Genomic DNA, 25,984 nt, shown 5'->3' with positions numbered 1-25,984 from the left:
CAATTCGTAGGATCATTTTAGTATAACTGAGTACTACTAATAACATAAATAATTATTATGAGTAACGATAAACCGTTAATTTCCTTTGACTATGCTATTAAGTACCTTCTGAAAGATAAAGGCGATTATGCTATAGTAGAAGGTTTTATCTCAGCTCTTCTTAAGACCAAGGGTTATAAGGACGTTAAAATAGTAGCCTTACTTGAGGCCGAGAGTAACAAAGAAGATAATAAAAGCAAAAGAAGTCTAGCTGATGTAATTGTAGAAGACGAAGATCATCATAAATACATTATTGAAATCGAGCGTAATGTTAAAGATTCTTTTATTCATAAGGCCTGCTTTAACACCTCAAGACTCATCGTTGATAACCTTGCTCAAAGAGAAGATTATACCCAAATAATAAAGATATTTCATATATCCCTACTCTATTTTCCTATAGGAAATGGTAATGGAGTTATTTACCATGGTAAAACTATTATTCATGAGATAGAAACTAATGAAAGATTAAATGTGCATATTAAGAATATGGAGACTTTTGAGGTTTTTGATGCTACTGACATCCTACCAGAGTATTTTTATATATCAGTGCCTTTGTTTAATGATCGTTTAGAGAAAGAGATTGATGACTGGCTACATGTCATGAAATATGATAAAGTACCACCAAACTATCATTCGCCTTATATGAGCCAAGTAGCGGATAAGCTTAACATTCTCAAAATGACCAAAGAAGAGAGGGCAAACTACTCCTATTACCAAAAAAAACTTTATAACGATAGAGATGAATTGCAAGCTGCTGAAGCTAGAGGTGCAGCTAGAGGAGAAGCTAGAGGTGCAGCTAGAGAAAAAATTGTTATAGCTAAAAACTTACTTCAAGCTGGATTATCAATTGACGTCATTGCTGAGTCTACTGGTTTGAGTATAGAGGAAATCCAAAAATTAACTCTTGTAGCTAATGAACCTCAAGTTTAGCTTATGGAAATTTTAAAAAATTGAGAATTGGCATGATAAGTTTTTGATGTTTCCGGCATCATTATAAATAAAATATCAAACTATCTGACTATAACTCCACTAATCTACAATTGTAGTACTAGATCATGACACAACAAAGTTTCCTAAACTCATTAAATCCTCAACAACTGCTAGCAGCGTCCCATGTACATGGTCCTATTCTTGTGCTTGCTGGAGCAGGGACTGGTAAAACTAAAGTGTTAACGACTAGAATAGCCAACATAATCCAGCAAGGGTTAACTCTACCTCAAAATATTCTAGCAGTTACTTTTACTAATAAAGCTGCTAGAGAAATGCAAGATCGAATCAACAAAATGATTGATTGTTATGGGCTAAATATAGGTACATTTCATTCTATAGCAGCAAGAATTTTGCGTCAGCAAGCAGAACATTTGAATTTTAGCTTGAATAGTAGGTTTACTATTATTAGCCCTGATGATCAGCTTAAATTGGTTAAAGATATAGTTAAGCAGAAAAATATAGATACCAAAAAATATGTTCCCAAACTTTTACATATTATTATTTCGTGTTGGAAAGATCAGGGGTTATTGCCGTATAAACTTTCTGAATCTGATATTAAGCTACCAATTCATAAAGTGGCTCAATTTGTCTATGACGAATATCAGCAAAATTTACTAGCATCTAATGTAGTAGATTTTGGGGATTTACTACTTTACAATAATGAATTGTTTATAAAAAACCCTATAATATTAAAGTATTATCAGGAACAATATAAATATATTCTGATTGATGAGTATCAAGATACTAACGCTGTTCAGTATCTTTGGGCGAGGATGTTGGCAAGTAGCTCAAAAAATATCTGCTGTGTTGGTGATGATGATCAATCTATATATAGTTGGCGGGGTGCAGAAGTTGGTAATATATTACGTTTTGAAAAGGATTTTCCAAATGCTACAATAATAAAATTAGAACAAAATTATAGATCTAGCTCAAAAATCTTATTAGCTGCATCAAGTGTAATTGACCATAATAAGAATCGTCACGGTAAAACATTATGGACTGATAAAAATGATGGAGAAAAAATTAAAATTATATCTTGTTGGAATGATAAAGAAGAAGCAAGATTCGTTGTATCTGAAATTAGCAAGTTAGTTACAGAGGGAAAGTATAATGCAGGATTAGTTGCGATATTAGTTAGAGCAGGTTTCCAAACTAGAGCATTTGAAGAAGTGTTTATTAGTAATGCATTACCATACAAAATTATTGGTGGTCTTAAGTTTTATGAACGAATGGAGATACGTGACTTACTTGCCTATATACGTATCACTTTAAATCATAGTGACAATCTTGCTCTTGAACGCATAATAAATGTTCCAAGGAGAGCTATTGGTAATACCACATTAAAACAAATAAAAGATTATGCGGTTGAACATAATATACCTATTATTGCTGCCATTCGTCAGATGTTACAAGCAGAAACTTTTAAAAATAAAGTCAAAGATAGTCTAAACAAATTTATTAGTAATATCGATAATTGGAGTTTTCGATATAAAAATGACCCGGCTGTTAATGTCACTAAATCTTTACTAGAAGAATCAGGTTATCTTGAGATGCTACAAGAAGAAAAAACAGATGAAGCAACTGGCAGAATTGAAAATATTAACGAAATGCTTAGAGCAATCGCAGAATTTGATAATATTCAAGATTTTATAGAACATTCTAGTTTGGTAATGGAAAATGAGGAATTAGAATCAAATTTTGGTGGTTCTGTTAGCATTATGACGCTCCATGCTGCTAAAGGTCTTGAATTTGATCTAGTTTTTCTACCAGGTTGGGAAGAGGGGGTGTTTCCACATCAGCGATCACTAAAAGAGGGTGAGAAAGGTCTAGAAGAAGAGAGGAGAATCGCCTATGTGGGTATTACTAGAGCTAAGAAAGACCTATATATTACTTATGCAGAAAGTCGTTTTATGTTTTATGAAATAATAAGATCCTCTCCTTCTAGGTTTCTTGGAGAAATACCAGATAATGTTTGTGTTAGAACTTCTTCAACTAAACAACTTAATTATTTAGGTACAAAACACAAAGTTTCTTTTTAATCTTTATAAAATTATTTCATAAATGGTATTAGTGTAGTTAATTTTTATGATATGCTGTCCTTTAGGTAAAAGATAATTGCTTGCTTAATAGAGATATTTTTATATAATCTTTTCATTTTAAGAGATATAGAATGCATAAATATAGGACGCATAATTGTAATGAATTGCGATTAAAGGATGCTGGGCAAAGGGTAAAATTATCCGGCTGGGTACATAGAAGAAGGGATCACGGTAATTTAGTCTTTATTGATCTTAGAGATCATTTTGGTATAAGCCAGTTGGTGTTTACTGATCAAAATCCAAGTTTAATGGATGATGCTAGTCGGTTAAGGTATGAATCAGTTATAACTGTTGTCGGTAGAGTGGTAGCAAGGAGTGATGAAACAATAAACGACTCGTTAATGACTGGTAAAATTGAAATATTGGTAAGTGAGTTTATAATTGAGTCTAATGCTGAAAGTTTACCATTGTTAATCAATTCTGATCAACCTGCCCCTGAAGACACTAGACTGAAATATCGGTTCTTAGATCTTAGACGCGAGAAATTACATAATAACATTATGTTAAGATCGCAAGTTATTGCTCACGTGCGGCATCTTATGACGCAAAAAGGGTTTACGGAGTTTCAAACACCGATTCTAACGGCTAGTTCACCAGAAGGAGCTAGGGACTTTTTGGTGCCAAGTAGATTGCATCCTGGTAAATTTTATGCACTACCACAAGCCCCGCAGCAATTTAAACAATTGCTTATGGTGTCAGGATTTGATCGTTATTTTCAAATAGCCCCTTGTTTTAGAGATGAAGATGCTAGGGCTGATAGGTCACCAGGTGAGTTTTATCAGTTGGATGTGGAGATGTCTTTTGTTACGCAGGAAGAGGTATTTAATACCATTGAGCCGGTAATGTATGAGATATTCAGCAAATTTTCTGATAAAGAAGTATCAAATACACCTTTTATACAAATTCCATATGAACAAGCAATGTTAAAATATGGTTCTGATAAGCCGGATCTTAGGAATCCACTGATCATTGCAGATGTTACAGAATTATTTAGAGATTCTAACTTTGCTATTTTTAAAGAAAATATAAAAAATGGTTCTGTTGTTAGAGCCGTGCCAGCTCCTAAAGCTTCTGCTTTACCTAGAAGCTTCTTTGACAAAATGGCAGAGTTTGCGACTTACGAGGGGGCAAGTGGGCTTGGTTACATCCAGTTCCTAGAAGATGGGCAAGCTAAAGGACCTATTGTTAAATTTCTAACAGATGAGCAATTATTGAATTTAAAGTCTTTAGCGAATCTACAAAATGGTGATGCTGTCTTCTTCTCTAGTGATAAAGTTGATAAAGCATCTAAACTTGCCGGCAAGCTACGAACTAAATTAGGGGAAGAATTAGATATACTTAAAAAAGATTGTTTTGAGTTTTGTTGGATAACAGATTTCCCATTTTATGAATTAAATGAACAAACCAAAAAAATAGATTTTAGCCATAACCCATTTTCTATGCCACAAGGTGGTATGGCAAGCTTAGAATCAGCCAAAACAGTAGATGATCTACTAGCCATTAAAGCTTATCAATATGATATTGTTTGTAATGGTATCGAGTTATCTAGTGGTGCAATTAGAAATCATAAACCGGAAATAATGTATAAAGCTTTTGAGATTGCTGGATACTCCCCAGAAGTTGTCGATAAAAAATTTGGTGGTATGATCAGGGCTTTTAAATTTGGAGCCCCTCCACATGGCGGGATAGCCCCTGGAATAGATAGGATGGTTATGTTATTAACTGATTCAACTAATGTTAGAGAGGTAATAGCTTTCCCACTAAATCAGCAAGCGGAAGATTTATTGATGAATGCTCCTGATTATATTGATGAAAAAGCTTTAAAAGAGCTTAATATTAACTTAGCACCTTCAGTCAGAAATAAATTGTTAACTGAAGGTTCTTAGGCTCTATAAAGGTTTCTATCTAATGAGTAGATTTATAGGCATTTTCGCTCGCAGAACCGCAGCGTACTAACTGTACGTGAGGATTCGAGAACGAAAATGCCTATAAATCTACTCATTAGATAGAAACCTTTATAGAGCCTAAATAGAGTACTAAATTATGAGCAGTATATAGTGAAAAAAAAAACAAGAAATAAAATTATCGGAGCATTTCTAGGTACAATAGTTGAATATTATGATTATGGTTTGTATGGTTTTTCTGCTGGTATTATGGCAGCAAAATTCTTTCCAAACACTGATTATCTAACTAATCTAATAAATGTTTTTGCTATTTATGCGATAGCATATTTATCAAAACCTATGGGGTCAGTAATTTTTGGTCGTATCGGAGACTTGTATGGGCGTAAAACTGCATTAAGTATAACCATCATAGGTATTGGAATACCTACGATGGTTATAGGCTTCCTACCAGAATACTCATCTATTGGTGTGTGGGGTGCAATAATTTTGGCTTTGTGTCGCTTTATGCAAGGTTTTTTTATAGGTGGAGAATATGATGGAGCGGCTATTTATGTTATCGAACATTTAGGGGAGAAATACCGATATACAGCTTCAGCAATAACTCGTTGTACTGGGGTTGTAGGTTTATTACTAGGGAATGGAGCGACCAATTTTTTTAATGCCCATATTTTTCCAGATTGGAGTTGGCGTATTCCTTTTTTCTTTAGTTTACCTTTAGCTTTAATCGTTTTATATTTTCGCCGAACATTTGATGAAACACCTGAATTTAAAAAGAATCAAGACAGTAAAGCGAAGACGCAAAGCTTGGCTAGTTTAATTAAGAAGCAGTGGCGAGTTATTTTGATGGCAGTCTTTCTTGCTGGTGGATTTGGTGCGACTTATCAAATATCCGTTATGTTTATGAAACAATATTTGCCTATGATCCTACCGCAAACTAGTTTCATTATTAGTACATTTTCAGTTTTAATAACCATATGTTTTGCCATTCCTATGCCTATTGCTGGCTTGTTAGCAGATCGGCTTAGTCAAATGTTAGTATTTAAGTTTAGCTTATTTGGTACTATTGTATCTAGTCTATTATTTATTATATCCGTTAACTATCAGATGGTTAATTTAGCTTTGGGTTCTTGTTTAATGTTAGCATGTTTTGTTGCTCCTTTCAATGCTCTTTCTCATGGTATCATGACAAAAGCTTTTGCTGTCAATGATCGTTATCGTGCAGTAAGTCTTGGTCATAATATTGGGTCAATGTTGATGTCTGGCAGTGCTAGTTCTGTTTGTTTAATATTAATGAGATACCTAAATTTTCAATTATTGCCAATCATATATCTTATGTTATTTGCAATATTAGCATATTTTATGGCAAAATGTTTTGAGAAAGATTATAAAAACAAAATTAAGTTGCAAATTGATATCAATTTATAAAATTTATCTTTTATACTACTATAGTTGTAGTACTAGCGTCAAAACAATGTCATCCCACAACTGTTAAAAGTTAGTAAATACAGCTTCTTTATACGTCATGAGCTACGGAGGCTGTAAAGCCGACTAAGCAATCCAGTAATATTATCTATAGATTGTTTCCTAGATTGCTTCGCTTACGCTCGCTAATAGACGCTATGGTATAGGTATTTGTAAACTTTCAACAGTTGTGGGGGTTATGCGTAAGGAGGTGAGTTAAATATCTTATACCAAATTGAGATTATAATAATCATAAAATTAAAAGGATATAATGCAAGAGAGATGTCAGACTAAGAAATGTCAGGCTAATATTATTATAAAATTAAAGTTAGATCTAAGTAATGCAAAAAAAGGTAAAAAATAGATTAAAGTTTATATTATTTTACCTAACTTCTCCGAATTTGGGATAAGAATTTGTCAATTCTTATCCCGAATTCACGTCTAACGTAGTTAAAAGAAAAACTGGCTAAAAATATGCTATGAGACAATAATGATTATTCGAATCATCTTACCAATCATCTTAGTTTTAACATGTTTTTTTGTAGTTATAGTCAATTCAGGAGGATTGGGTAGCAGGAGCGATGGAGCGACGCCTATATATAATAGGCGAGCGATCGAAGACGACGTCACCAACTTCTCATCAATTGACTATAAAGTACAAGCTTTACCTGTTACTCGTGATACAGGTAGCTTACATGATACTGAAATCTTTGGGTACGAAGTTATTCCTAGAGAGGATAGTATTGAGTATATAAAAAAAATAATTAACAAAGCACAGGATAAAAAGATTCATATTACTGTGAAAGGAACGCAGCATAGCCAAGGAGGACACAGCTATAGCCGGGGTGGTATAGTTCTAGACTTATCTAATCTTAATAATATAGAACTTTTAGGAAAGAACTTAGTGAGGATACAAGCTGGAGCAACATGGCAACAAGTGATTGAATTCCTAAATCCTCTAGGTTTATCTATTGCTGTTATGCAATCAGATTATGATTTTAGCGTAGGGGGTACAGTCTCAACTAATGTTCATGGTTGGCAAGCTAATAAACCGCCAATGGTTTCTACCATTCATGGTTTTCATATTTTAACTTCTGAAGGGAAGGTAATTTACTGTAATCGAAACGAGAATTATGATTTATTTAAAGCTGCAATAGGTGGTTATGGAATGTTTGGAGTTATCATAGATGTTGATCTTAAAATAGTTCCAAATAGATTATATCGGTTGAAACAAGAAGTTTTTAATATAGGTGAATTTCCTAGCTATTTTCAGAGAGAGGTTAAAGATAATTCAAAAGCCAATATGTTCTTCGGTAGGTTTTCTATTAGTAAAAGATACTTTTTAAAGAGGCTTATTGTAAAGATATATGAAGATTATGATTTACCAATTGCTAATTCTTCTCTCTCCGTTTTAAACGGAAGTGATGAATTTGTTAGCTTATTATTTGCCTCCACTTATAATAACCAATTTTTTAAGAAGATTCGTTGGTATATTGAGACAAGTAAAGCGGTTAACAAAGTTTTTAAAACAGCATCACGTAATCAATTATTATACCAGTCTACAAAAGTCTATACTACTAAAGATCCAAAAAAAATAGATCTGTTACAAGAATATTTTATTCCTATAAACCGTTTTAATGAATTCGTCAGTTTCTTGCAGACTCTTCAAAAGGATATTAGCCCTTATCTTATGAATCTTACCTTGAGACATATTGAGGGAGATTCTGAAACTTTGCTAAATTATGCAAAAGAAGATATGTTATGCTTTGTGATGTTATTACGCGGTCCTAAAACTGAGAAATTTGATCAAGATATAGGCAGAGTGGCAATTAAGATAACTAATAAAGCTTTACAGTTAAACGGCAGTTATTATCTTCCTTATAGACCTTATCAAACAAGGTTGCAGTTTATGCAATCTTACCCAAAATTTCATCGATTTAAAACAATAAAGAATAAATATGATCCAAAGATGATTTTTGTTAATGAATTTTATAAAAACTACATAGAAGAGTTATAATCAAATTAGGTTATTTGTTATGTAATGATGTAAAAATATGCTTTGCAAGAGTTTTGCTTATACCTTTTACCTTAGATAATTCCTCAATAGTAGCATCGCATATTGTTTTATATGAGCCAAAATAATGTAACAAGGCTTTTTTCCGGATAAGACCAACTGAATTTATGTCATCTAAACTAGAGACTTTAATAGCTTTAGAACGACGTAGCCTATGATTTTTTATAGCAAAATTATGTGCTTCATCACGCAGAATCTGTAAATATTTCATGACTGGCAGGTTTTTGTTGATGGTAAAAGCTTCTTTACCAAGCATATGAAATTGTTCGCATCCAGCATTCCTGTCAGGTCCTTTTGACATACAAACAAATGGAATTGCAAGACCGAATTCTGCCATTATTTTTTGTACTACTGATAGATGTCCTTTACCTCCATCAATAATCATTAAACTAACTATACTCTTCTGCTTTGAAGAATTGGTTTTTGCAAATACTTGCGGGGTATTCGCGTACTCACGTACTTCATGTACGCCTAGTTCGCTCACCCCTTGTTTATTGTCCCCATTCTCCAAATCATTTGAGTATATACTTTTTGGATGTTCTTTTTTTAATCTTGTAAATCTTCTTGTTAGGACTGTTCTTAGCATTTCGTAATCATCACCTCCTTTGGCATCTCCCTTGGCAACAGGTATATTAAATATCCTATATTCTTTTTTATCGAATCCGGATTTAGTCGCAACGATCATACTACCTACAGCAAATGTTCCCATAATGTGACTATTATCGTAAACTTCGATTCTATCTGGTAGTAGTGGTAGGTTGAATAATTGTTGTATTTGTTGGAAGATCATTTGATTTTTAGCAAATTGTTTTAAATGCTGATCAAGTGCTAGCTGGCCATTCAATTCAGCATTTTCTAATAATTTTACTTTATTACCACGGATAGGGTGTATTATAGACAATTTATTATTACCACTAAGTTGTTTAATAGCTTTAGTTACTAATTCTAGATCAATGATTGGATGATTTATAATTATCTCATCTGGAACTGGATTAGTTTGATAAAACTGATTGATAAATTGTGTTAGAATTTCAGCTTTATTGCTTTCATCCGTTTGAAACGGAAAATATGCTATATTTCCATAAGATTGACCAAACCTGTATACAAACAGTTGAATACAATAACAATTATTCTTTTCAACAATGGCTATAATGTCAGCATTTTTTATAGAACTACTAGATAAGGTTGATTTTAGTTGGATATAACTCAGTGCCTTTATCCGGTCTCGTATTTCGGCAGCAGCTTCAAAACGTAATTGTAGACTTAATTGTTCCATTTTGTCAGACAGAGTTTTTTGTAGTTCCTTAGTTTTGCCAGTTAAGAAATCTCTTACTTGGCTAACCAGTTCACTATAATCTGCTTTACTAATTTTGCCAACGCATGGGGCAGAGCATCTACCAATTTGGTATTGTAAACAAGGACGCTTGCGGTTTTTAAAATAATTATCACTACAAGAACGTAGTTTAAAAATTTTTTGTAATTCTTTTAGGGTAGTATCTACTTGCTCTGAAGAAACAAATGGACCAAAGAATTCACCACTAGATAAATTTTTTCCTCTATATTTAATTAATTGTGGGTAATCAGTATCCAAACGTAATTTGACATAGGGAAAAGATTTGTCATCTTTAAGTAATATGTTAAATTTTGGCTGAAACTTTTTGATTAATTGTGCTTCAAGTAATAAAGCTTCAATTTCGGAGTTAGTAACATTATATTCTAAATGATGTGTTAGAGATACCATGCGTATTGTTTTATTGTCAAGATCAGTTTTAATATAGTTAGTAAGGCGTTTTTTTAGATTCTTAGCTTTCCCCACATAGATAACTTGCTGATCAGCACCAAGCATTTTATAAACCCCAGGAAGATTAGGAGCATTCTCTAGATGAGATTTTATTAATTCACTACCTATAAGTTTAGATTTTTGTAACATAATTTACCAAACAACAGAGTTCGACATAACATTAACTGTACGTACGACTGTACTCCTTATTTATCAAGGCTTATAGCTCAACTTTCAAATTACCCAGCTTTTTGGTAATTAATCCTATGCAGAAGACTAACAAACTGCACATAGTACCAACAAATACTCCCTTTAGACGAGAATTATGAGTGAAAAAATATGACCAAATGAGAAAAGATGTGATCCCGCTTAATCCACATAAAACCATCATGCTTTGTGTTATAGTAATGTTGAAAAGAGCAAATACTAAAGGGACTAATATTAGTGGTCCCCAAAATCCAGTAATAAACATTACTAAATCAATTACATTATTAAATTTTAAGGCAACAATTATTGCAAAACTGCCGATTATGACATTAGTAATTCTAGCAATTAACAATAATTTCTTTTGATTTTGTATTTTAAAAATAGGATTTAATAAGTCCTTCACTAAGGCTATTGAGGTAAGATTTAAATCAGAATCAGCGGTAGACATAACTGCTGCAAGTAAACCAACTATCACAAAGCCTTGTAACCCTGAGGATACTATTTGATCAATTAGGTGTGGTAATGCAAGATTAGAAGAATAGTTGGGATAAAGATTATAGGCAATCAGACCATTTAAGGTGATAAATATTAAGAATATAGCATATATAACTGATTTTATATATATAGCGGTACTAGTCTTTTTTGCATTATTATTAATTAGAGCCCTCTGAATAAAATTAGGATATAAGTTCATTACACAAAAACTTAGCATGACAGTTATCGTATTAATAAATATCTCACTGGCAAAATTATTATTATAGATAAAATACACTTTTTCACTAGGTAGTTGTTGGATAAATTCACTGATGCCAACTTTATTGAGACCACATATGGCAATAACTGGAATAGCCATTATCATTGCAAAAAATTGTAATAAATTAGTAAACATAATCGATTGTAATCCTCCAATAGTTGTGTAGATGATAACAATTCCATAACTTAATATTACTCCTTCTAAATAATTAATCTTTAAAATATATTGAAAAATATAACCACTAACACTAATTTGGGCAGCAACAAAGCCTATAGATACCATAACAGACGCAGTGCCAGCAATAAAACGACCTGATATACTATAATATTTTACCATTATATCGCCGACACTTTCTGCTCCATAATGTTTAGTTATTTGGGGTACAAGATAAATAGCTATGAGTATATCGATTGGTAGAGTGAGTATTAGTCCGTAGCTATACGATAAATCACCGGAAAAGGCTTTTTCAGCAATACCAAAAGTAGCACCTCCACCAACAGATGAAGCAAAAATAGTTGCAACCAACAATAGTTTACTATTGCTAGTCTTGCCTTGAACGGTAGCATAATCTGTAAAACTTATAAGTCTAGATCTGTAGTATGTACCAACAACAAGTATTGATAGCAAGTATACCAATACAATAATATTATCAAGGGTCATTCTAATTATTTTTATTGAAAGTGGCAGAGTATAATATAAAAAAACTTTTTTGTATTACTTAAACTACGCTAACTGCAATCATCTTTATATATATCTTTTCTATGTTTTATAGCGACTATGAAAATTGTTTTAATTTTCGGCTCAATTCTATAGACAATACGATAATCGCTAACCCGGAGGCGTCTATGACCTTTCAGGCTGTAACGTAAAGGTTTTCCAAAACCAATAGGGTCGATCATCAAACGCTCTTCAATAACTTTTTTAATAAGTGCCTTAGCTTTTGTAGAGAGAGAAGGAATGTGTTTGTTTATTACTTCTTCTAAATAACATATACTCGAATGATTTGGAGAATTGGATTTGAAAATGAAGGGCGAGCGAACGGAGTGTACATTTAGTACATGAGTACGCGAGTTCCTGATATTTTCAAAAAACAATTCTTCAAAGCAGAAGAGTATACTTGATATTTTACTTCCATGCATCATCATGGCTATAAGTTTTAACATCGTCCTTATCAAGTTTCTCCGCTACTTTAGATAAATAGAAGTCCTCTCACATTTCTAAAGCTTCAAGAGCTAATTCACGCACTAAACTCGCAACAGACTTATGCTCCTGATGGGCTAAATGTGAAAGTAAGCCAGCAGTTGTTTCTTCAAAAGTTACATTGATTCTTGGGTTTTTTGTTGCCATGATGTATAGCTTTATTAATGTTTAGCATAAGTGCAATGTAACACTTTTACATCACTTTGTCAAGGGATGTCAGAAATAAGAAATACTACAAGATCGTTTGTTACCTTCGAGTATTTGTAAGTGAATTTTGGTTATAGGTCTAGGTAATATTTTTTCAATTAGTTCTGGCCATTCAATTAAACAAAGATTACCCTGAAAGGCTTCTTCTATACCTAGTTCATAAATTTCTTCTAAGTAGTTTAAACGATAAAGATCAAAATGATAAATCGTGAATTTTGATGTCGTATAAATTTGCAGCAAATTAAAAGTAGGGCTGATGATATGAGTAGCAGGGCCACAAAAATACTTTATAATCTCTCGACATATAAATGTTTTTCCGCAGCCTAAATCACCGGAAAAAGTTATAATTTTACTAGATTCTAAATTTTTAGCAATAGTTTGTGCAAACGATATAGAGTCTTGTTCATTGTTTAAAATAATAGACTCTTGTTGAAACTTCATTGGATCTTCAAATTTGGGGGTGAATCAATAGAAGCTAGGAAACTGGCTGTTTCTCTTCTTCTAGGCGATCAACCTTAGTTAAGAACCAATCTGTATTTTTAGAGATAAGGCTTCTAGAAAATGTCCATTCTTCTTGCATATATTTTATACTACTAGTTATTTTTTCACCTGTGAATAATACTTTTATGAAAATATTATTAGCGAATGTATAAGCTTCAGAAATTTTAGCATCTAGTACGCTGCCATTGACAAATTCTCCATAGGTTTCAGAAAAAATATGAAATTCTTGTATATATCTTTTATCCACCAATGTAAGTAAATCTTCAATATCATCATCATTAGAGGCTTCAATGATCAGTTCCAAGGCTGCTTTTGCACTATGTAAAAATTTTCTTGCTTTAAATGATGGAAGTTTAGCCGATATAGCTTCAAGACCAGCTATTATAGCAGTGGAATTCTCTTCAACTATTAAGCCATCAAGCTCCATAGGGTTAATAGGAGGGGTTTTTACCATGCTATGAGGCAAATTATTCTTTAAAATATTGCCAGCAGCAGTGTTTGCTGTATAAGTAACGTCTTTGATTCCTGTTTCCCCGAAAAAGGAAGATTTGCGTTTAGCTGGATCATCCTCTGATGTAGAGCCAAGAGTAGCAATTAGCCTATTTATAATAAAAAAAGCGACTCCAGCAAAAATTAACAACTCTATTATTTGAGCAGACATTAATATAACTCTATTAGTTTGAATTCTTTATACTATTCAACAGTTGTGGCGTCATTGCGAGGAAGCCGCGAAAAAGCGGCGACGCGGCAATCCAAGATACGCGAAGCGTTACTCTAAAAAAACAGCTTCGCTGTTTATCTGGATCGCCACGGCGTCTGTCGACGCCTCGCGATGACGATTTTTTAACTTTCAACAGTTGTGATCCTAATTACACCAGTTTCAACAGATTCTGAAATAAATTCAGGATGACATTTCATGGTAATAGTATTCTATTGTAAAATTTAAAGATTTGGAAGTTATTTATGCACCAAAACACTTAGTGCAAATACAAAATATGTTATAAGTGATATTTATTATTTATTTTAGGTGAATATGATAACAAAATATTTTAAAAAAATCTTTAAAGCTAAGTCCTGTAAATCACATACATTTATTGATTTTACTGCTTTAGGGAATTCGGAATTTAGGGATGTAAAAGTTGGTATAGAGGCATATCGTAAAAATGTTATAGTTTATCGATGTGTGAATTTAATAGCACAGTCAGCAAGCCATGTGCCTTGGATAGTTAGTAAAAATAATCGAGGATCTTTTACAAGAATAGCAAATCATCCTGTTTATAATTTATTGAAAAGACCTAATCCAGAGAAAGCAGGGGCAGATTTTTTCGGTGAAGTGATAGCAAGTAAGCTGTTATATGGTAATGCCTATATTTTAGCTACATTAATGAATAATCGCCCCCGGGAGATTTACTTACTGCCTAGCAATGCAACTGAGTTAGTATTAGATAAGAACTATCCAGTAGCGTATAGATATATGAGTAGTAGTGGAGAGAAAATTTATCCTATCTCAGCAATTAATCGAATGAGTAAGGTGTTACATTTAAAAAATTATCATCCTACTAATTCGTGTTATGGATTATCTTGCCTTGATGCTGCTTCTTTACCAATTGATTTGCATTCACAAGCTACTAGTTGGAATAGCTCTTTACTAAGGAATGGAGCCCGTCCAAGCGGAGCGTTGATAGTCAAAGAGAGTAATGGTTATCTTAGTGACGAACAGTTTGATAGGCTACACGAGCAGCTTACGGAGAAATTTACCAGTAGTAATAATTCTGGTAAGCCTCTTCTTTTGGAAGGGGGGCTTGATTGGCAAGAAATGAGCATTAATCCAAAAGATATGGATTTTATTGAAGCAAAAAATTCGGCAGCTAGGGAAATAGCTTTAGCTTTTGGTATTCCTCCTCAATTGCTAGGTATTAATGGCGATAATACCTATAGTAATATGCAAGAAGCTAGATTAGCTCTTTGGGAAGAGACGTTAATTCCTTTACTTGATAAATTATCAGATGCCTTAAGTAACTGGTTGTCACACTGGTATCAAGAGGAAATTATTATCGATTTTGATCGTGATAGTATTTCAGCATTAACAGAAAAACGCGAAAATTTATGGGCTAAAATCTCGAATGCTAGTTTTATGACTTTGAACGAGAAAAGGTCTCTTGTCGGTCTTAAACCAATAGATGGTGGGGATAGATTATGACAAAAGACACAATTACTACGTTATATAGTTTTATTGCTAGAATTGTTTCCCTCCTTGAAGATGAACTAGACGAGCTAGGATCAAAAAAATCCAAGGGCGAGATAATAATTAAGAAAAATATTACAGAAACGCTGAATAAATTAGTCAATTTAATTATTCAGCTAAATAAGCTCAGCAAAGATGAGAATTTAAATGAAAACACTATAGTGAAAGAAGAGGATGAAGCAATCATATCCGAGTTTTTGAGTAAATATCAATGACTTATCCAAAGAAGTTATTACATGCAATATTGAGACAAGACTTTAATAGTTTCATAAATAAAGTGTTTAATACAATTAATCCTGGGATAGAATATCAAGCCAATTGGCATATTGAGCTTATTGCTGAATATTTACAAGCAGTACAAAAGGGCGATATTAAAAGGTTAATAATCAATATGCCGCCTAGGTCTCTAAAATCTGTGTGTATTGGAGTGGCATGGCCAGCTTGGATATTAGGACATGATCCAACAAAAAGGATCATGTCTGCCAGCTATTCTCAAGTGTTAAGTGTAAAACACTCTTTAGATTGTCGTTTTGTACTTACTTCCGACTGGTACAGCCAAGTTTTTCCGAAGACGGTTTTAAGTAAAAAACATAATCAAAAAAGTAAGTTTATGACAAAGGATAATGGTTTTAGATTTGCTACGTCAGTTGGAGGTTCAGCAACAGGTGAGGGGGGTGATATACTTATTATAGATGATCCTCATAACCCGAGTCAAATCAACTCACCAAAAATGCGAAAGCGAGTAGTTGAATGGTTTGAACAAACTTTTGTCACTAGACTTAACAATAAGAATACAGGAGCAATAGTATTAGTTATGCAGAGATTACACGAAGAAGATTTAAGTGGGCATTTGCTTCTTAATTCCAATTCTTGGCATCACTTAAAAATTCCAGCTATGGCTAAACGAGATCAAGTATATTCTATTAATAATTATAAATATCAATATGTTAAAGGCGATATCTTACATGGATTTCGAGATAATCCTGAATATCTTATAAAATTAGAACAGGAAATTGGTATACATAATTATGCTGCCCAATATTTGCAAGAACCAATAGCTAATAATTGCATATTATTGAATATGGAGGATATTAGCTTTTATGAGAGCTTGCCGGAAAAATTTGATTATTTCGTGCAAAGCTGGGATACTGCCATTAAAATTTCAGACAATGCTGATTATAGTGTTTGTACCTCTTGGGGCATTTTAGATAAGAGATATTATCTTGTATCAATGTTCAGGCAAAAACTTACTTATCCAGAGTTAAAGAGTCAAGTAGAGAAATTAGCCAAGAAATATTGTCCTAGATATATATTAATTGAAGATAAAGCAAGTGGTCAGCAAGTTATACAAGATCTAAGATTAGATGGGGTTGTTAACATAGTTGCCATAAAACCAAAACTTGATAAAATCACTAGATTTTCCTCAGTGTTAACTTTATTCCAATCTTCAGCCGTAGCTTTACCAAAACAATCGGCTTTTAATACTACGCTACTTAACGAATTGTTAAGTTTTCCACATTGCAAAAATGATGACATAGTTGATTCAGTTAGTCAATTTTTGAATTTTATAAAGAAACAATCTAACAAAGCAACAGTAAGGATACGAGGGTTTTAGTTGGTTACATTTATAAGTCATCCCCTGTTTGCTTTTTGTATAAATTACAAATATTCTGAAACCATTTATTACGCCACTCACCTCCTACCGGGTGAGTATCAAGAACTTTTTTTAGTGCAGTTACAAATTCAAGACAACTATTAAAATGTTTATATGATGGATTTTTTGCATACCAAGTTGCTGGTCTGATATTAAATGTTTGATTTTGTTTCCATTGGATTCTTAAAGCTGATCTTGCTGATGGGCAACAAATTTCCCATACTTTCTTTAACCAAATATTCTTTATCATAATACCTGACTTTAATACTGCATATTCAAAAATCAAATAATCAGCATTAAGTCTATATGGGTAGAATGCAATTGATCTACAATATGCAGCAAAGTTTGCGACATCAAAATTTGGCGATTTTGTAAAACATTTAACTTCCAATAGATTTATATCATTTCTATGCTCGTCCATATAAAAATCAGGGAACTCTTGGCTATTATTAGGTAGACGATAAGTGATATTATGTTCATTCATAAAGGATTTTAACCATTCTTGTATTACATTGCCAACAATATTATTATCTCTAACAATAGTTTTAATATTATGTAATTCAAAATATACATTACCTTTTGCTCCACAGATTCCAGTATTTTGTAAGGTATCAAATAGTAATTTTGCACTCATGATAATATTCTTACAACGATTTCTTTTATTACTGGTGGCATTACAGTATTTCCTATTAAATCAAATGCTTTATAATAATCTAATTCGTCTAAACTGTAAGTTTCAGGATATCCTGAAAGTCTTAAGCCTTCACGAACAGTAAAACCTCTAATTCCCTTTCCTACCGGAATTGCTAACTTACCAATTTCAGTTGCAACAATAGTTGGGACATAACCTTTTGGATCAATAATCTTTGAGATTGGAAATGAAAGTTTGCCAGCTACAATATTATAGCCTTTTTCTTTAGTGGTATCGTATTCACGAACTCTGATTCCTCCATTTTTAATAAAAATATTTTTAGGATGTTCTAATTTTAAATAACCTTTTTTTGTTAGGTCATCAAGTAATCCTTGTAATTTTGGATGTTGATAAAAAGTTTCAATTTCTGAGATCGTTAAAGGCATTCCATCCATCCACACAATGCCTTTTAATGTTGCCCATTTCTTCATTCTACGCTTCTTTAAAAGAATGTTCATTATATCTTTTTGTTCTTTACTTATTTGCCCCTTAAGGTTTATATCCCAGCTGTGAATATTATCATTTCCGCCTCTTTTATCCTTAATTGCTTTACCAGTAAGCTGCTCTATTGTATAATTTTCTAAGAGCAGTTTGCTAAATTTAGTATCATATAAAGGTATATTTTCTTCTAATATGTCTTGTATACAACGTGATTTTTTATCAAAATTTGTGAGTTGTATTTTTTTCTTTAAATGTCCAACAATATATACTCTTTTCCTGTTTTGAGGCACACCAAAATCAGCAGCATTTAAAATACTCCAACTAATATTGTAACCTAGATTTTTAAGTGTATTTATAATTTCGTCAAATGTTTTGCCATTGTCATGATTAACTAGACCATCAACATTTTCTAATAAAAAACCAATTGGTTTTTTTGCCTTTAAGATTCTAATTATATCAAAGAATAAACTACCTCTATCATCTAAAAACCCTTTTCTTTTACCTGCACTGCTAAATGGTTGACAAGGAAAACCAGCTAGTAGGTAATCAAAATTTGGTATCTTATATTCTGCAATTTTTTGAATATCGCCTGCTATTTCTTTATCATGAAAATTTGTTTTATACGCTTGTATTGCATGTGCTTTAATTTCACTACTGAATACACATAAAGCAGAGAATCCTTGTTGGCTGCAGGCTTGTTCAAAGCCAATTCTAGTACCACCAATGCCAGCAAACAGATCGATAAACCTAAGATTATTCTTACTCATACTTTCACTTATCTTCCCATCCCAAGTTTTATAGCGTGTAATTAATCAACGTTTCTTTAATTTTATGCCATTAATATTAACTTGCACCAATTATTACTATTTTGTCGTAAAAATCAAGGTGGTTTTGTTTATAACCAAAAGTAATGAATTAATATATACTCCGTACCGCCAACATGGTAGTTTGTCTCATTTTATTTTTTTATAAATTTTTTCATAAAACACTTAGTGCTAGAGATTTATAATATATATTACCATTAGTCGTTGCAATTATAAGGTAATATGTATACTCAAAACTTACAGCAGAATCAAGTGATTCAAAATTTAATCATAAAATCTAGTACAGACAATGGCGTAGTTATTTCAGGTTATGCTAGTGTTTATAATATTTCTGACCAGCATAATGACCTAATTGTTAAAGGAGCTTTTGCCTCAGCTAATCATTCGCATATCAAGTTTCTTTGGCAACATGATTGGCAAAAACCAATAGGTGTAATTAAGTCTTTGATAGAGGATGATTACGGCTTAAAAGTTGAAGCTGTAATTAATAATAAAATTGAAAAAGGCAAAGAGGCTATAGAACTTGTCCGTCAAGGGGCAGTTGATAGTCTTTCTGTTGGTTTTAATATAAAAATAGCAAACTACAACAGTTTAAACCAAAGAGTTATCACTGAAGCTGAGTTAATTGAAGTTAGTATAGTAACTTTTCCAGCCAATTATTGTGCTAAGATTTCGCATATCACAAAACAAATATATTCAAATGATACAATTTTAATGGAGAATAACATGGATACAGAATTAATGACCAAACAAAACAATAATGAGATGAAAATCAATGAGTTACAGGAGAAAATATATAATCTAGAAAATTTTTTGTCTCGTCCAGAAATAGGGGGGATGCAAGATATTGAGTATAAAACAGCTTTTAATAATTATATTCGTAAAGGTAGCCAAAGTGAATTAATCCAAAAATCTTTAAATAGTGGGGAGCAGGAAGGTGGGGTATTATTAGTACCAGCTTTATATAATAGTATAATCACTGAGATTAACGCTAGATCACCTATGAGGCAATTAGCATCAATTGAAATAATTTCTAGTAATGCCCTTGATATAGTAATTGAAGATGGCAATTTTGCTAGTGGTTGGGTTGGCGATCTAGAGGCAAGAGATGAAACAACTGCTCCTAAATTAAAGCAACAGAGAATTTTTGTACATGAGCTTTACGCTCAGCCAAAAGCCAGCCAAACTTTGATAGATGATTCAGCTATTAGGATAGAGAACTGGCTGATAGAACGTTTAAGAGATAGTTTTGTAAAAGCCGAAAATGATGCGTTTATTAATGGAGATGGTAAGACGAGACCGAAAGGTATTTTATCTGGATATCATGATAAAATAGAACATTTTGATATGGGTGAGCAAGTTACCGCAGAAAAATTACTGGATTTTATCAATTTGCTTGATGAAGAATATTTGGCAAATGCTAGTTTTTTAATGAACCGTACTACCTTGTCATTCATTCAAAAACTGCAAGATAATAATGGTCGTTTTATTTGGCAGCAGTCGCTCTCGGACTCTTTAAAGCAAACAATTTTTGGAGTGCCTGTGGTTTGTTGTTCTGAAATGCCCTCGATAAAGAAAGATAATATTGCAATTGCCATAGGTGATTTTAAATCAGCATATAAAATTATAGATCGTGGTGGTATTAATATCATGAGAGACCCTTATACCGATAAGCCATTTGTAAAATTTTATGCAGTCAAAAGAGTAGGGGGCGATGTAGTAAATCAGAGTGCTATTAAATTGGTGATGTTTGGCTGAATCAGAAATAAAAGGTCTATTAGCGAAGTGCTGCTGTAAGGCTTAAACCGTCTATTAGCGAGCGAACGTATGTGAGCATGGCAATCCATGAAGCTACGCTCTTAAGTTGACACCTATGCGCAATGACGTGTAGAGAAGGTGTATTTACTAACTTTCAACAGTTTTTACTAGGTATTATATGCATAAAGAAAATATATTTAAAGTTATTGAATTAATTCCTCAGACTATTTGGACTTTAGTAGAAGTTAAAAACTATATGAGGATAGAAGGTAATTATGATGATGATTTAATTAATAGTCTAATAAATGCGGCAATTATGGCCGCTGAGAATTTTACTAAACTTACGATAATAACAAGGAGGATAGAATTTGTTTGCAATATTAAAAATCAGCAAAATTTTCAGTTAAAATATCAACCGATAAAGGAGCTAATAAAAATTATTCTAACAAATAGTGATGGATCAGCGATTGAGTTGCAACCTAGGCAATATCACCTAGATATGGCTAGATCATTATTATATTTAAATAAAAAATTAGAAAATTGTCAGCTAATGGTTGAATATTTTGCTGGTTATGATAGAATTAGTATTCCAGCATCAATCAGACATGGCATATTAATGCATATAGCAAAAATGTATGACAGAGAAAGGCAAAATGCTACTTCTTTGTCAACGGAAGTTAAAAATTTATATTTAGCATATAGACAATTAAAAATATAGTTAAAAATGAAAAAATCAGTAGCACGTAGTTTGTAGCATCAGGTAAAAATTTTAGAAAATTTTTCTACAAGTGAAATAGAGCAAGAAAAATGGCAAGAGAAATTATCTGTTTATGCTGAAATAAAACCTATTTGTGATAATCGATTTATATCGATAGAACCTGTGAATTTTGGTCATATTATGACGGAAGGGTTTTATCTGTTTAAAATAAGATTTATCAAAGGCGTTACCACCAAGATGCGTATATCATTTAGAGATAGGCAATTTGAGATTAAGCGGATTATTAACGTGGCAGAACAAAGTAAATTTTTGAATATCGTAGGGCTAGAGATATATGTCTGTTAATTTTATTCATGATTTTCACATGACAATATATAAATTATTATCTAATGACCAAGATATTAGACTTAGTGTTGACCGAATTTATATATCGGTAGTCCAAGATGCAAAATATCCGTTCTTACTAATAAATATTTTGAAAGTTGAAAATATATCAAGATTAAATCAAAATATTTACCAAGTGGAATTTGAGATAAGTGCTTTTGCTAGGGATAAAAACCAAGGTCTGTTGACTTTACTTGCTGAAAAAATTACTAATAAATTAACAGCTAATGCATGTATTCTTCAAGATTATATGGTTGCTAGTATGAAAGCATGTAATATAAATTTTCAGCGTAGTTCTGACCTTATAACTACTAAGCTTACGATAGATTATAAAGCTTTATTGAAGGGGAATAGTTAATGAAAATCAACTATTCCATATACTCAAAGATTAGAAGATGATAGAGTTGATAATATTGAAGGAAAAGGGAGTAATTGATATGGAAAAATATTTAGACCCAACAAATGATAGTCTGTTTAAGAAAATCTTCCGTGATAAGGAGAATTTAAAAGAATTTCTTAATAGTGTTCTTGATTTATCTGAAATGTACAGAATTAAGGAAATTGAATTTATTCCAGTAGAAGAATTAGCGGGGATTCATAAGGGTAGGAGAAGTGTATTTGATTTAAAAGTTAAAGATGAATCAGGAAACTGGTACATTATCGAAATGCAAAAAAGAAATGAAACCAATTATTTAAAAAGAGTACAATATTATTCTGCCCATTCATATGCCCAGCAACTTATAGAAGGTTTAACTCACTTGGATTTATTGCCAGTAATAGTGATTTCATTGGTAAAAACTAGAATATTTGACAAAGAAGTGCCTTATATAAGTATTCATAAAAATGTTGAGACTACTACTAATAAACAATATTTATTTGACCTCTCTTATATATTTATAGAGCTTGGAAAATTTAAAAAAACACAATTAACCAGTGTTGCTGATGAGTGGTTACATCTATTCAAATGTGCAACACAAGAGACAGAACCACCTAAAGATATTAAGAGCAGTAAGGTATTAGATGCTTACCATATGATTGAACGGTATAAGCTTACCCCAGCAGAATACGACTTATATATTAGGACTAAATTGCAGGAAGATGCAGAAGAAATTGCTCTAGAAGAAAATTTTAATAAAGGTAAAGCTGAAGAAAAAATAGCAATGGCAAAAAAAATGCTAGCTAATAATGAGTCGATAGAAAAAATAGTTAAATATACAGAACTATCAATAGAAGAAATAGAACAGCTAAAGAAATAAGCTTTGTATACTTAAACCTTTCTAAAGCTAAAAACATGATTTTAAAAGATTAAAATCATGTTTTTAGCAAAATATTAATTTAACAATCAGATGCAGAGCCGTCTCAAATTTGATTGTTTCGATATGACAAGCTTCATGGATTGCCACGCTCACGTACGTTCGCTCGCTAATAGACATATACGTCTATAAAACGTCTATTAGCGAGGAGACCGTAGGTCGACGAAGCAATCTATAATTTTACCGAATTTGGGATAAGAATTTGTCAATTCTTATCCCGAATTCGCGTATTTATAGGAGAAATTATGAATTTTCATGATATACGTATGCCAAAATTTATTGAAACTTTTGCTGTTGGCAGACCAGAATTTGCTACTTCTTGTGCTATGACATTATCGGGCAGAGAAGTAAGAAATTTAGATAGAGAATATGCTAAACAAAAATATTTGATAAAAAATTGTCGTTTGAGTAGTCTCGAATTTGAACAGTTTAGTTCTTTCTTTAGAGCAAGAAGGGGAGGGAATTTTGCCTTCCGCTTTAGAGATAATGTCGATTATCAAGTATCAAGGCAAATTATTGGCAAAGGTGATGGGGAATTAACCCAATTCCAACTGGTTAAACTATATGAAGACCCAATCTTGCCCTATGCTAGGACAATTAGCAAACCGGTATTTGGTAGTGGAGCATTCTATGTTAATGATATCAATACAGAGGTGCAAGTTGATTATAATACTGGAGTAGTAACCTTGCCAAAACCATTAGATAAAGATCAAATTTTGACAGGTAATTTTATTTTTGATGTAGCTGTGCGATTTGCTAGTGATAGTTTTGAGTATTTTTATTCTTCTGATGGGTCAATAGAATTATCTCCCATAGAATTATTAGAGGTTATATGACAGTAGCTTTAGCAGAAAATATTGATAATCCCATAGCTGAATTACAGGGGTTTACTTATTGTTTCCATATAAAACTACAAGATAGTCTTGATCTGTATCTTACCGAGTCTGATAGATCTTTATCAATTGATGATGTAATATTTGTTCCGAATTCTGGAGTGACTTTAAAGGAAGGAGGATTTAATGATTCTGCTCAGAATTACATTATCTTAGAAGGAGTTTTTGAGAATGAGGGAGTAAAGCAACATTATGATTTAGCCCAGGCTATGGTCAAGATATATGTTTGTTTTGCTAACTCTTGTAGGCATTTTGTTACTTATCGCTGCATCACTTATACTAAAAGAGATTTGGATTTTACTTTACGTTTAGAGCCAAATATAGATGTATATAATCAGTCGTTACTGCAATCTTTTAGTAAGAATTGTCGTGCTAATTTTGGTGATTTGAAATGCAAAATAGATAAAACAGTTTATAGTCAGATATATAATATTAAGGAAATGTTTGGTAGAACTATGGTTATCTCAAACCTTGATAAAGAAAATGGTTATTTCAATTACGGGGATGCTATTTTAGCTAATAGTCAAGCTGATGTTCAATTTTATAGTAAAATCCTTAGTCATTCTGAGAATTTAATTACATTGGATAAAACAATTCCCGATAGTATGAAGCATAATAAAACTGTTTTACTTACTGTAGGTTGTGATAAAAAATTTACAACTTGTTGCAATAAGTTCAACAATGCAGTAAATTTCAGAGGAGAGCCATTGATTCCTGATGATAACTTTATCAAAGTGATTTAGGAAACCGAATACACCATCTCTACACGTCTATTAGCGAGGAGAGCGTAAGGTCATAACTGTTAAAAGTTAAAAAACCGTCATAGCAAGGCTCGTTAGATGCCGTGGCGATCTAGGTAAACAGCGAAGCTGTTTTTTTAGAGTAACGCTTCCCGTATCTTGGATTGCCGCGTCGCCGCTTTCAGCGGCTTCTCGCAATGACGCTCGGAAGATTCCTTAACAGTAGTGAAATAAAAATGTAGAGTACTATGGTCTAAATATCAAATTCAGTATAGTTAATGGCAATTACTAGAACCTTTACCCATCCCTACTGTAGTGTTATAGCCACAATCTACATAATGTATTTCACCAGTAACTCCTTCTGCTAAGTTACTCAGCAAATATAATGTAGCCCCTGCAACATCACGCTGAGAAGTGTTTCTGCGTAACGGCGATGCAGCTTCATGGAGAGCTAACATAGTTTTGAAATCACTAATACCACTAGATGCTAGAGTTTTTATAGGACCAGCTGATATGGCATTTACTCGGATGTTATTTGATCCCATATCAGTTGCAAGATATTTTACACTAGATTCTAACGCAGCTTTAGCAGGTCCCATGACATTATAATTAGGAACTACTTTTTGTGAGCCATAATAAGTTAGGGTAAGGATACTACCACCGTCTTTCATCAAAGGTTCTGCACGTTTTGCCAAGGCAATTAGAGAATAACATGATATATTCATGGTATTAAGAAAGTTAGACAATGAGGTATCTATATATCTGCCTTTTAATTCATTCCTGTCAGAGAAACCTATAGAATGAACCAAAAAATCGAGTTTGCCCCACTTCTGCTCAATAATTTTAAACAAATTATCAAGTGATTCTTCATCTGTTACATCACATGGAACAACGAAATCACACTTAATTTCTTCAGCAAGTGGTATAACGCGTTTCTCAAGCACTTCTCCTTGATAGGTAAGGGCTAAGTTTGCACCATGTTCTTTGGCAATTTGAGCAATAGCCCAAGATATTGATAAATTATTAGCGACACCTGTAATTAATCCTTTCTTACCATCAAGCAAAGCAGTGACTTTAACTTGCATATATATTCCTTATTTTTATTAA

24 protein-coding genes are annotated in these 25,984 nt (G+C 32.5%); 15 read left to right on the top strand and 9 right to left on the bottom strand.

The features are described 5' to 3' along the window. The first annotated feature begins 57 nt into the window (after nt 1-57). From AAGD53_RS04090 to AAGD53_RS04070, 5 genes are all read left to right on the top strand, one after another. Entirely contained in the window at nt 58-969 is a 912-nt protein-coding gene (locus AAGD53_RS04090) for an Rpn family recombination-promoting nuclease/putative transposase (RefSeq protein ID WP_341762291.1), read from the top strand. A 125-nt stretch (nt 970-1,094) separates the two neighbouring features. Next, nucleotides 1,095-3,068 (top strand): UvrD-helicase domain-containing protein, encoded by a 1,974-nt coding sequence (locus tag AAGD53_RS04085; RefSeq protein ID WP_341762290.1) that lies wholly within the window; start codon nt 1,095-1,097, stop codon nt 3,066-3,068. A gap of 131 nt (nt 3,069-3,199) precedes the next feature. Then, nucleotides 3,200-5,014: an aspartate--tRNA ligase gene (aspS, locus tag AAGD53_RS04080; protein WP_341762289.1), complete on the top strand. Its 1,815-nt coding sequence runs from the start codon at nt 3,200-3,202 to the stop codon at nt 5,012-5,014. A gap of 168 nt (nt 5,015-5,182) precedes the next feature. After that, nucleotides 5,183-6,457, top strand: coding sequence for an MFS transporter (locus AAGD53_RS04075; RefSeq protein ID WP_341763415.1), 1,275 nt, complete (start codon nt 5,183-5,185; stop codon nt 6,455-6,457). A 526-nt stretch (nt 6,458-6,983) separates the two neighbouring features. Next, complete coding sequence (locus AAGD53_RS04070) at nt 6,984-8,510, top strand: FAD-binding protein (RefSeq protein ID WP_341762288.1); 1,527 nt, start codon at nt 6,984-6,986, stop codon at nt 8,508-8,510. A gap of 10 nt (nt 8,511-8,520) precedes the next feature. Here AAGD53_RS04070 and uvrC read toward each other — a convergent pair whose 3' ends face one another. The 6 genes from uvrC to AAGD53_RS04040 all read right to left on the bottom strand — a co-directional run bounded on the left by uvrC (nt 8,521) and on the right by AAGD53_RS04040 (nt 13,877). After that, a complete protein-coding gene (gene uvrC / locus AAGD53_RS04065; RefSeq protein WP_341762287.1) occupies nt 8,521-10,497 on the bottom strand; it encodes an excinuclease ABC subunit UvrC in 1,977 nt (658 codons plus the stop codon). Between the two features lie 70 nt (nt 10,498-10,567). Beyond that, on the bottom strand, nt 10,568-11,977 hold the full coding sequence (locus AAGD53_RS04060; RefSeq protein ID WP_341763414.1) for a sodium:solute symporter family protein: 1,410 nt from the start codon (nt 11,975-11,977) through the stop codon (nt 10,568-10,570). 59 nt (nt 11,978-12,036) lie between these two features. Beyond that, complete coding sequence (locus tag AAGD53_RS04055; RefSeq protein ID WP_341762286.1) at nt 12,037-12,471, bottom strand: type II toxin-antitoxin system RelE family toxin; 435 nt, start codon at nt 12,469-12,471, stop codon at nt 12,037-12,039. A 46-nt stretch (nt 12,472-12,517) separates the two neighbouring features. After that, nucleotides 12,518-12,655, bottom strand: coding sequence for a hypothetical protein (locus AAGD53_RS04050; RefSeq protein ID WP_341762285.1), 138 nt, complete (start codon nt 12,653-12,655; stop codon nt 12,518-12,520). A gap of 69 nt (nt 12,656-12,724) precedes the next feature. After that, nucleotides 12,725-13,156, bottom strand: coding sequence for a tRNA (adenosine(37)-N6)-threonylcarbamoyltransferase complex ATPase subunit type 1 TsaE (gene tsaE, locus AAGD53_RS04045; protein ID WP_341762284.1), 432 nt, complete (start codon nt 13,154-13,156; stop codon nt 12,725-12,727). A 34-nt stretch (nt 13,157-13,190) separates the two neighbouring features. After that, nucleotides 13,191-13,877 (bottom strand): hypothetical protein, encoded by a 687-nt coding sequence (locus AAGD53_RS04040; RefSeq protein ID WP_341762283.1) that lies wholly within the window; start codon nt 13,875-13,877, stop codon nt 13,191-13,193. Nucleotides 13,878-14,249: 372 nt separating this feature from the next. On the opposite strand from AAGD53_RS04040, the gene AAGD53_RS04035 reads away from it, so the two are divergent. From AAGD53_RS04035 to terL, 3 genes are read left to right on the top strand one after another with little or no spacing between them, the layout of a single operon-like run. Next, on the top strand, nt 14,250-15,416 hold the full coding sequence (locus AAGD53_RS04035) for a phage portal protein (RefSeq protein ID WP_341762282.1): 1,167 nt from the start codon (nt 14,250-14,252) through the stop codon (nt 15,414-15,416). After that, nucleotides 15,413-15,676, top strand: coding sequence for a hypothetical protein (locus tag AAGD53_RS04030; protein ID WP_341762281.1), 264 nt, complete (start codon nt 15,413-15,415; stop codon nt 15,674-15,676). The genes AAGD53_RS04035 and AAGD53_RS04030 overlap by 4 nt, the downstream gene beginning before the upstream one ends. Next, nucleotides 15,673-17,076 carry a phage terminase large subunit gene (terL, locus tag AAGD53_RS04025; protein ID WP_341762280.1) on the top strand — a complete coding sequence of 468 codons (1,404 nt, stop codon included), beginning with the start codon at nt 15,673-15,675 and terminating at the stop codon, nt 17,074-17,076. The genes AAGD53_RS04030 and terL overlap by 4 nt, the downstream gene beginning before the upstream one ends. Nucleotides 17,077-17,086: 10 nt before the next feature. Here the strand turns inward: terL and AAGD53_RS04020 are convergent, their stop codons facing one another. Further along, on the bottom strand, nt 17,087-17,749 hold the full coding sequence (locus AAGD53_RS04020; RefSeq protein WP_341762279.1) for an NgoBV family restriction endonuclease: 663 nt from the start codon (nt 17,747-17,749) through the stop codon (nt 17,087-17,089). After that, nucleotides 17,746-19,014: a DNA (cytosine-5-)-methyltransferase gene (gene dcm / locus AAGD53_RS04015; RefSeq protein ID WP_341762278.1), complete on the bottom strand. Its 1,269-nt coding sequence runs from the start codon at nt 19,012-19,014 to the stop codon at nt 17,746-17,748. The genes AAGD53_RS04020 and dcm overlap by 4 nt, the downstream gene beginning before the upstream one ends. Before the next feature lie 279 nt (nt 19,015-19,293). Here dcm and AAGD53_RS04010 point away from each other — a divergent pair, with 279 nt between their 5' ends. The 7 genes from AAGD53_RS04010 (at nt 19,294) to AAGD53_RS03980 (ending at nt 24,880) form a co-directional block, all read left to right on the top strand. Continuing rightward, a complete protein-coding gene (locus AAGD53_RS04010) occupies nt 19,294-20,829 on the top strand; it encodes a phage major capsid protein (RefSeq protein WP_341762277.1) in 1,536 nt (511 codons plus the stop codon). 178 nt (nt 20,830-21,007) lie between these two features. Then, on the top strand, nt 21,008-21,547 hold the full coding sequence (locus AAGD53_RS04005) for a head-tail connector protein (protein ID WP_341762276.1): 540 nt from the start codon (nt 21,008-21,010) through the stop codon (nt 21,545-21,547). Between the two features lie 48 nt (nt 21,548-21,595). After that, nucleotides 21,596-21,892 carry a phage head closure protein gene (locus tag AAGD53_RS04000; protein WP_341763413.1) on the top strand — a complete coding sequence of 99 codons (297 nt, stop codon included), beginning with the start codon at nt 21,596-21,598 and terminating at the stop codon, nt 21,890-21,892. Continuing rightward, nucleotides 21,882-22,289 carry a hypothetical protein gene (locus AAGD53_RS03995; protein WP_341762275.1) on the top strand — a complete coding sequence of 136 codons (408 nt, stop codon included), beginning with the start codon at nt 21,882-21,884 and terminating at the stop codon, nt 22,287-22,289. Before AAGD53_RS04000 ends, AAGD53_RS03995 begins: the two co-directional genes overlap by 11 nt. Before the next feature lie 37 nt (nt 22,290-22,326). Further along, entirely contained in the window at nt 22,327-23,187 is an 861-nt protein-coding gene (locus tag AAGD53_RS03990) for an Rpn family recombination-promoting nuclease/putative transposase (protein WP_341762274.1), read from the top strand. A gap of 302 nt (nt 23,188-23,489) precedes the next feature. After that, nucleotides 23,490-24,080 (top strand): TIGR02217 family protein, encoded by a 591-nt coding sequence (locus AAGD53_RS03985; protein WP_341762273.1) that lies wholly within the window; start codon nt 23,490-23,492, stop codon nt 24,078-24,080. After that, on the top strand, nt 24,077-24,880 hold the full coding sequence (locus AAGD53_RS03980; RefSeq protein ID WP_341762272.1) for a DUF2163 domain-containing protein: 804 nt from the start codon (nt 24,077-24,079) through the stop codon (nt 24,878-24,880). The genes AAGD53_RS03985 and AAGD53_RS03980 overlap by 4 nt, the downstream gene beginning before the upstream one ends. A gap of 272 nt (nt 24,881-25,152) precedes the next feature. Here AAGD53_RS03980 and AAGD53_RS03975 read toward each other — a convergent pair whose 3' ends face one another. Then, nucleotides 25,153-25,962, bottom strand: coding sequence for an enoyl-ACP reductase (locus AAGD53_RS03975; protein WP_341762271.1), 810 nt, complete (start codon nt 25,960-25,962; stop codon nt 25,153-25,155). Nucleotides 25,963-25,984 lie beyond the last annotated feature (22 nt).

The sequence above is a fragment of the Candidatus Tisiphia endosymbiont of Melanophora roralis genome (assembly GCF_964026575.1).
Taxonomy (GTDB): Bacteria; Pseudomonadota; Alphaproteobacteria; order Rickettsiales; family Rickettsiaceae; genus Tisiphia.
The sequence above is the reverse complement of the archived record's forward strand: the minus strand, read 5'-3'. Positions and strand labels throughout refer to the sequence as shown.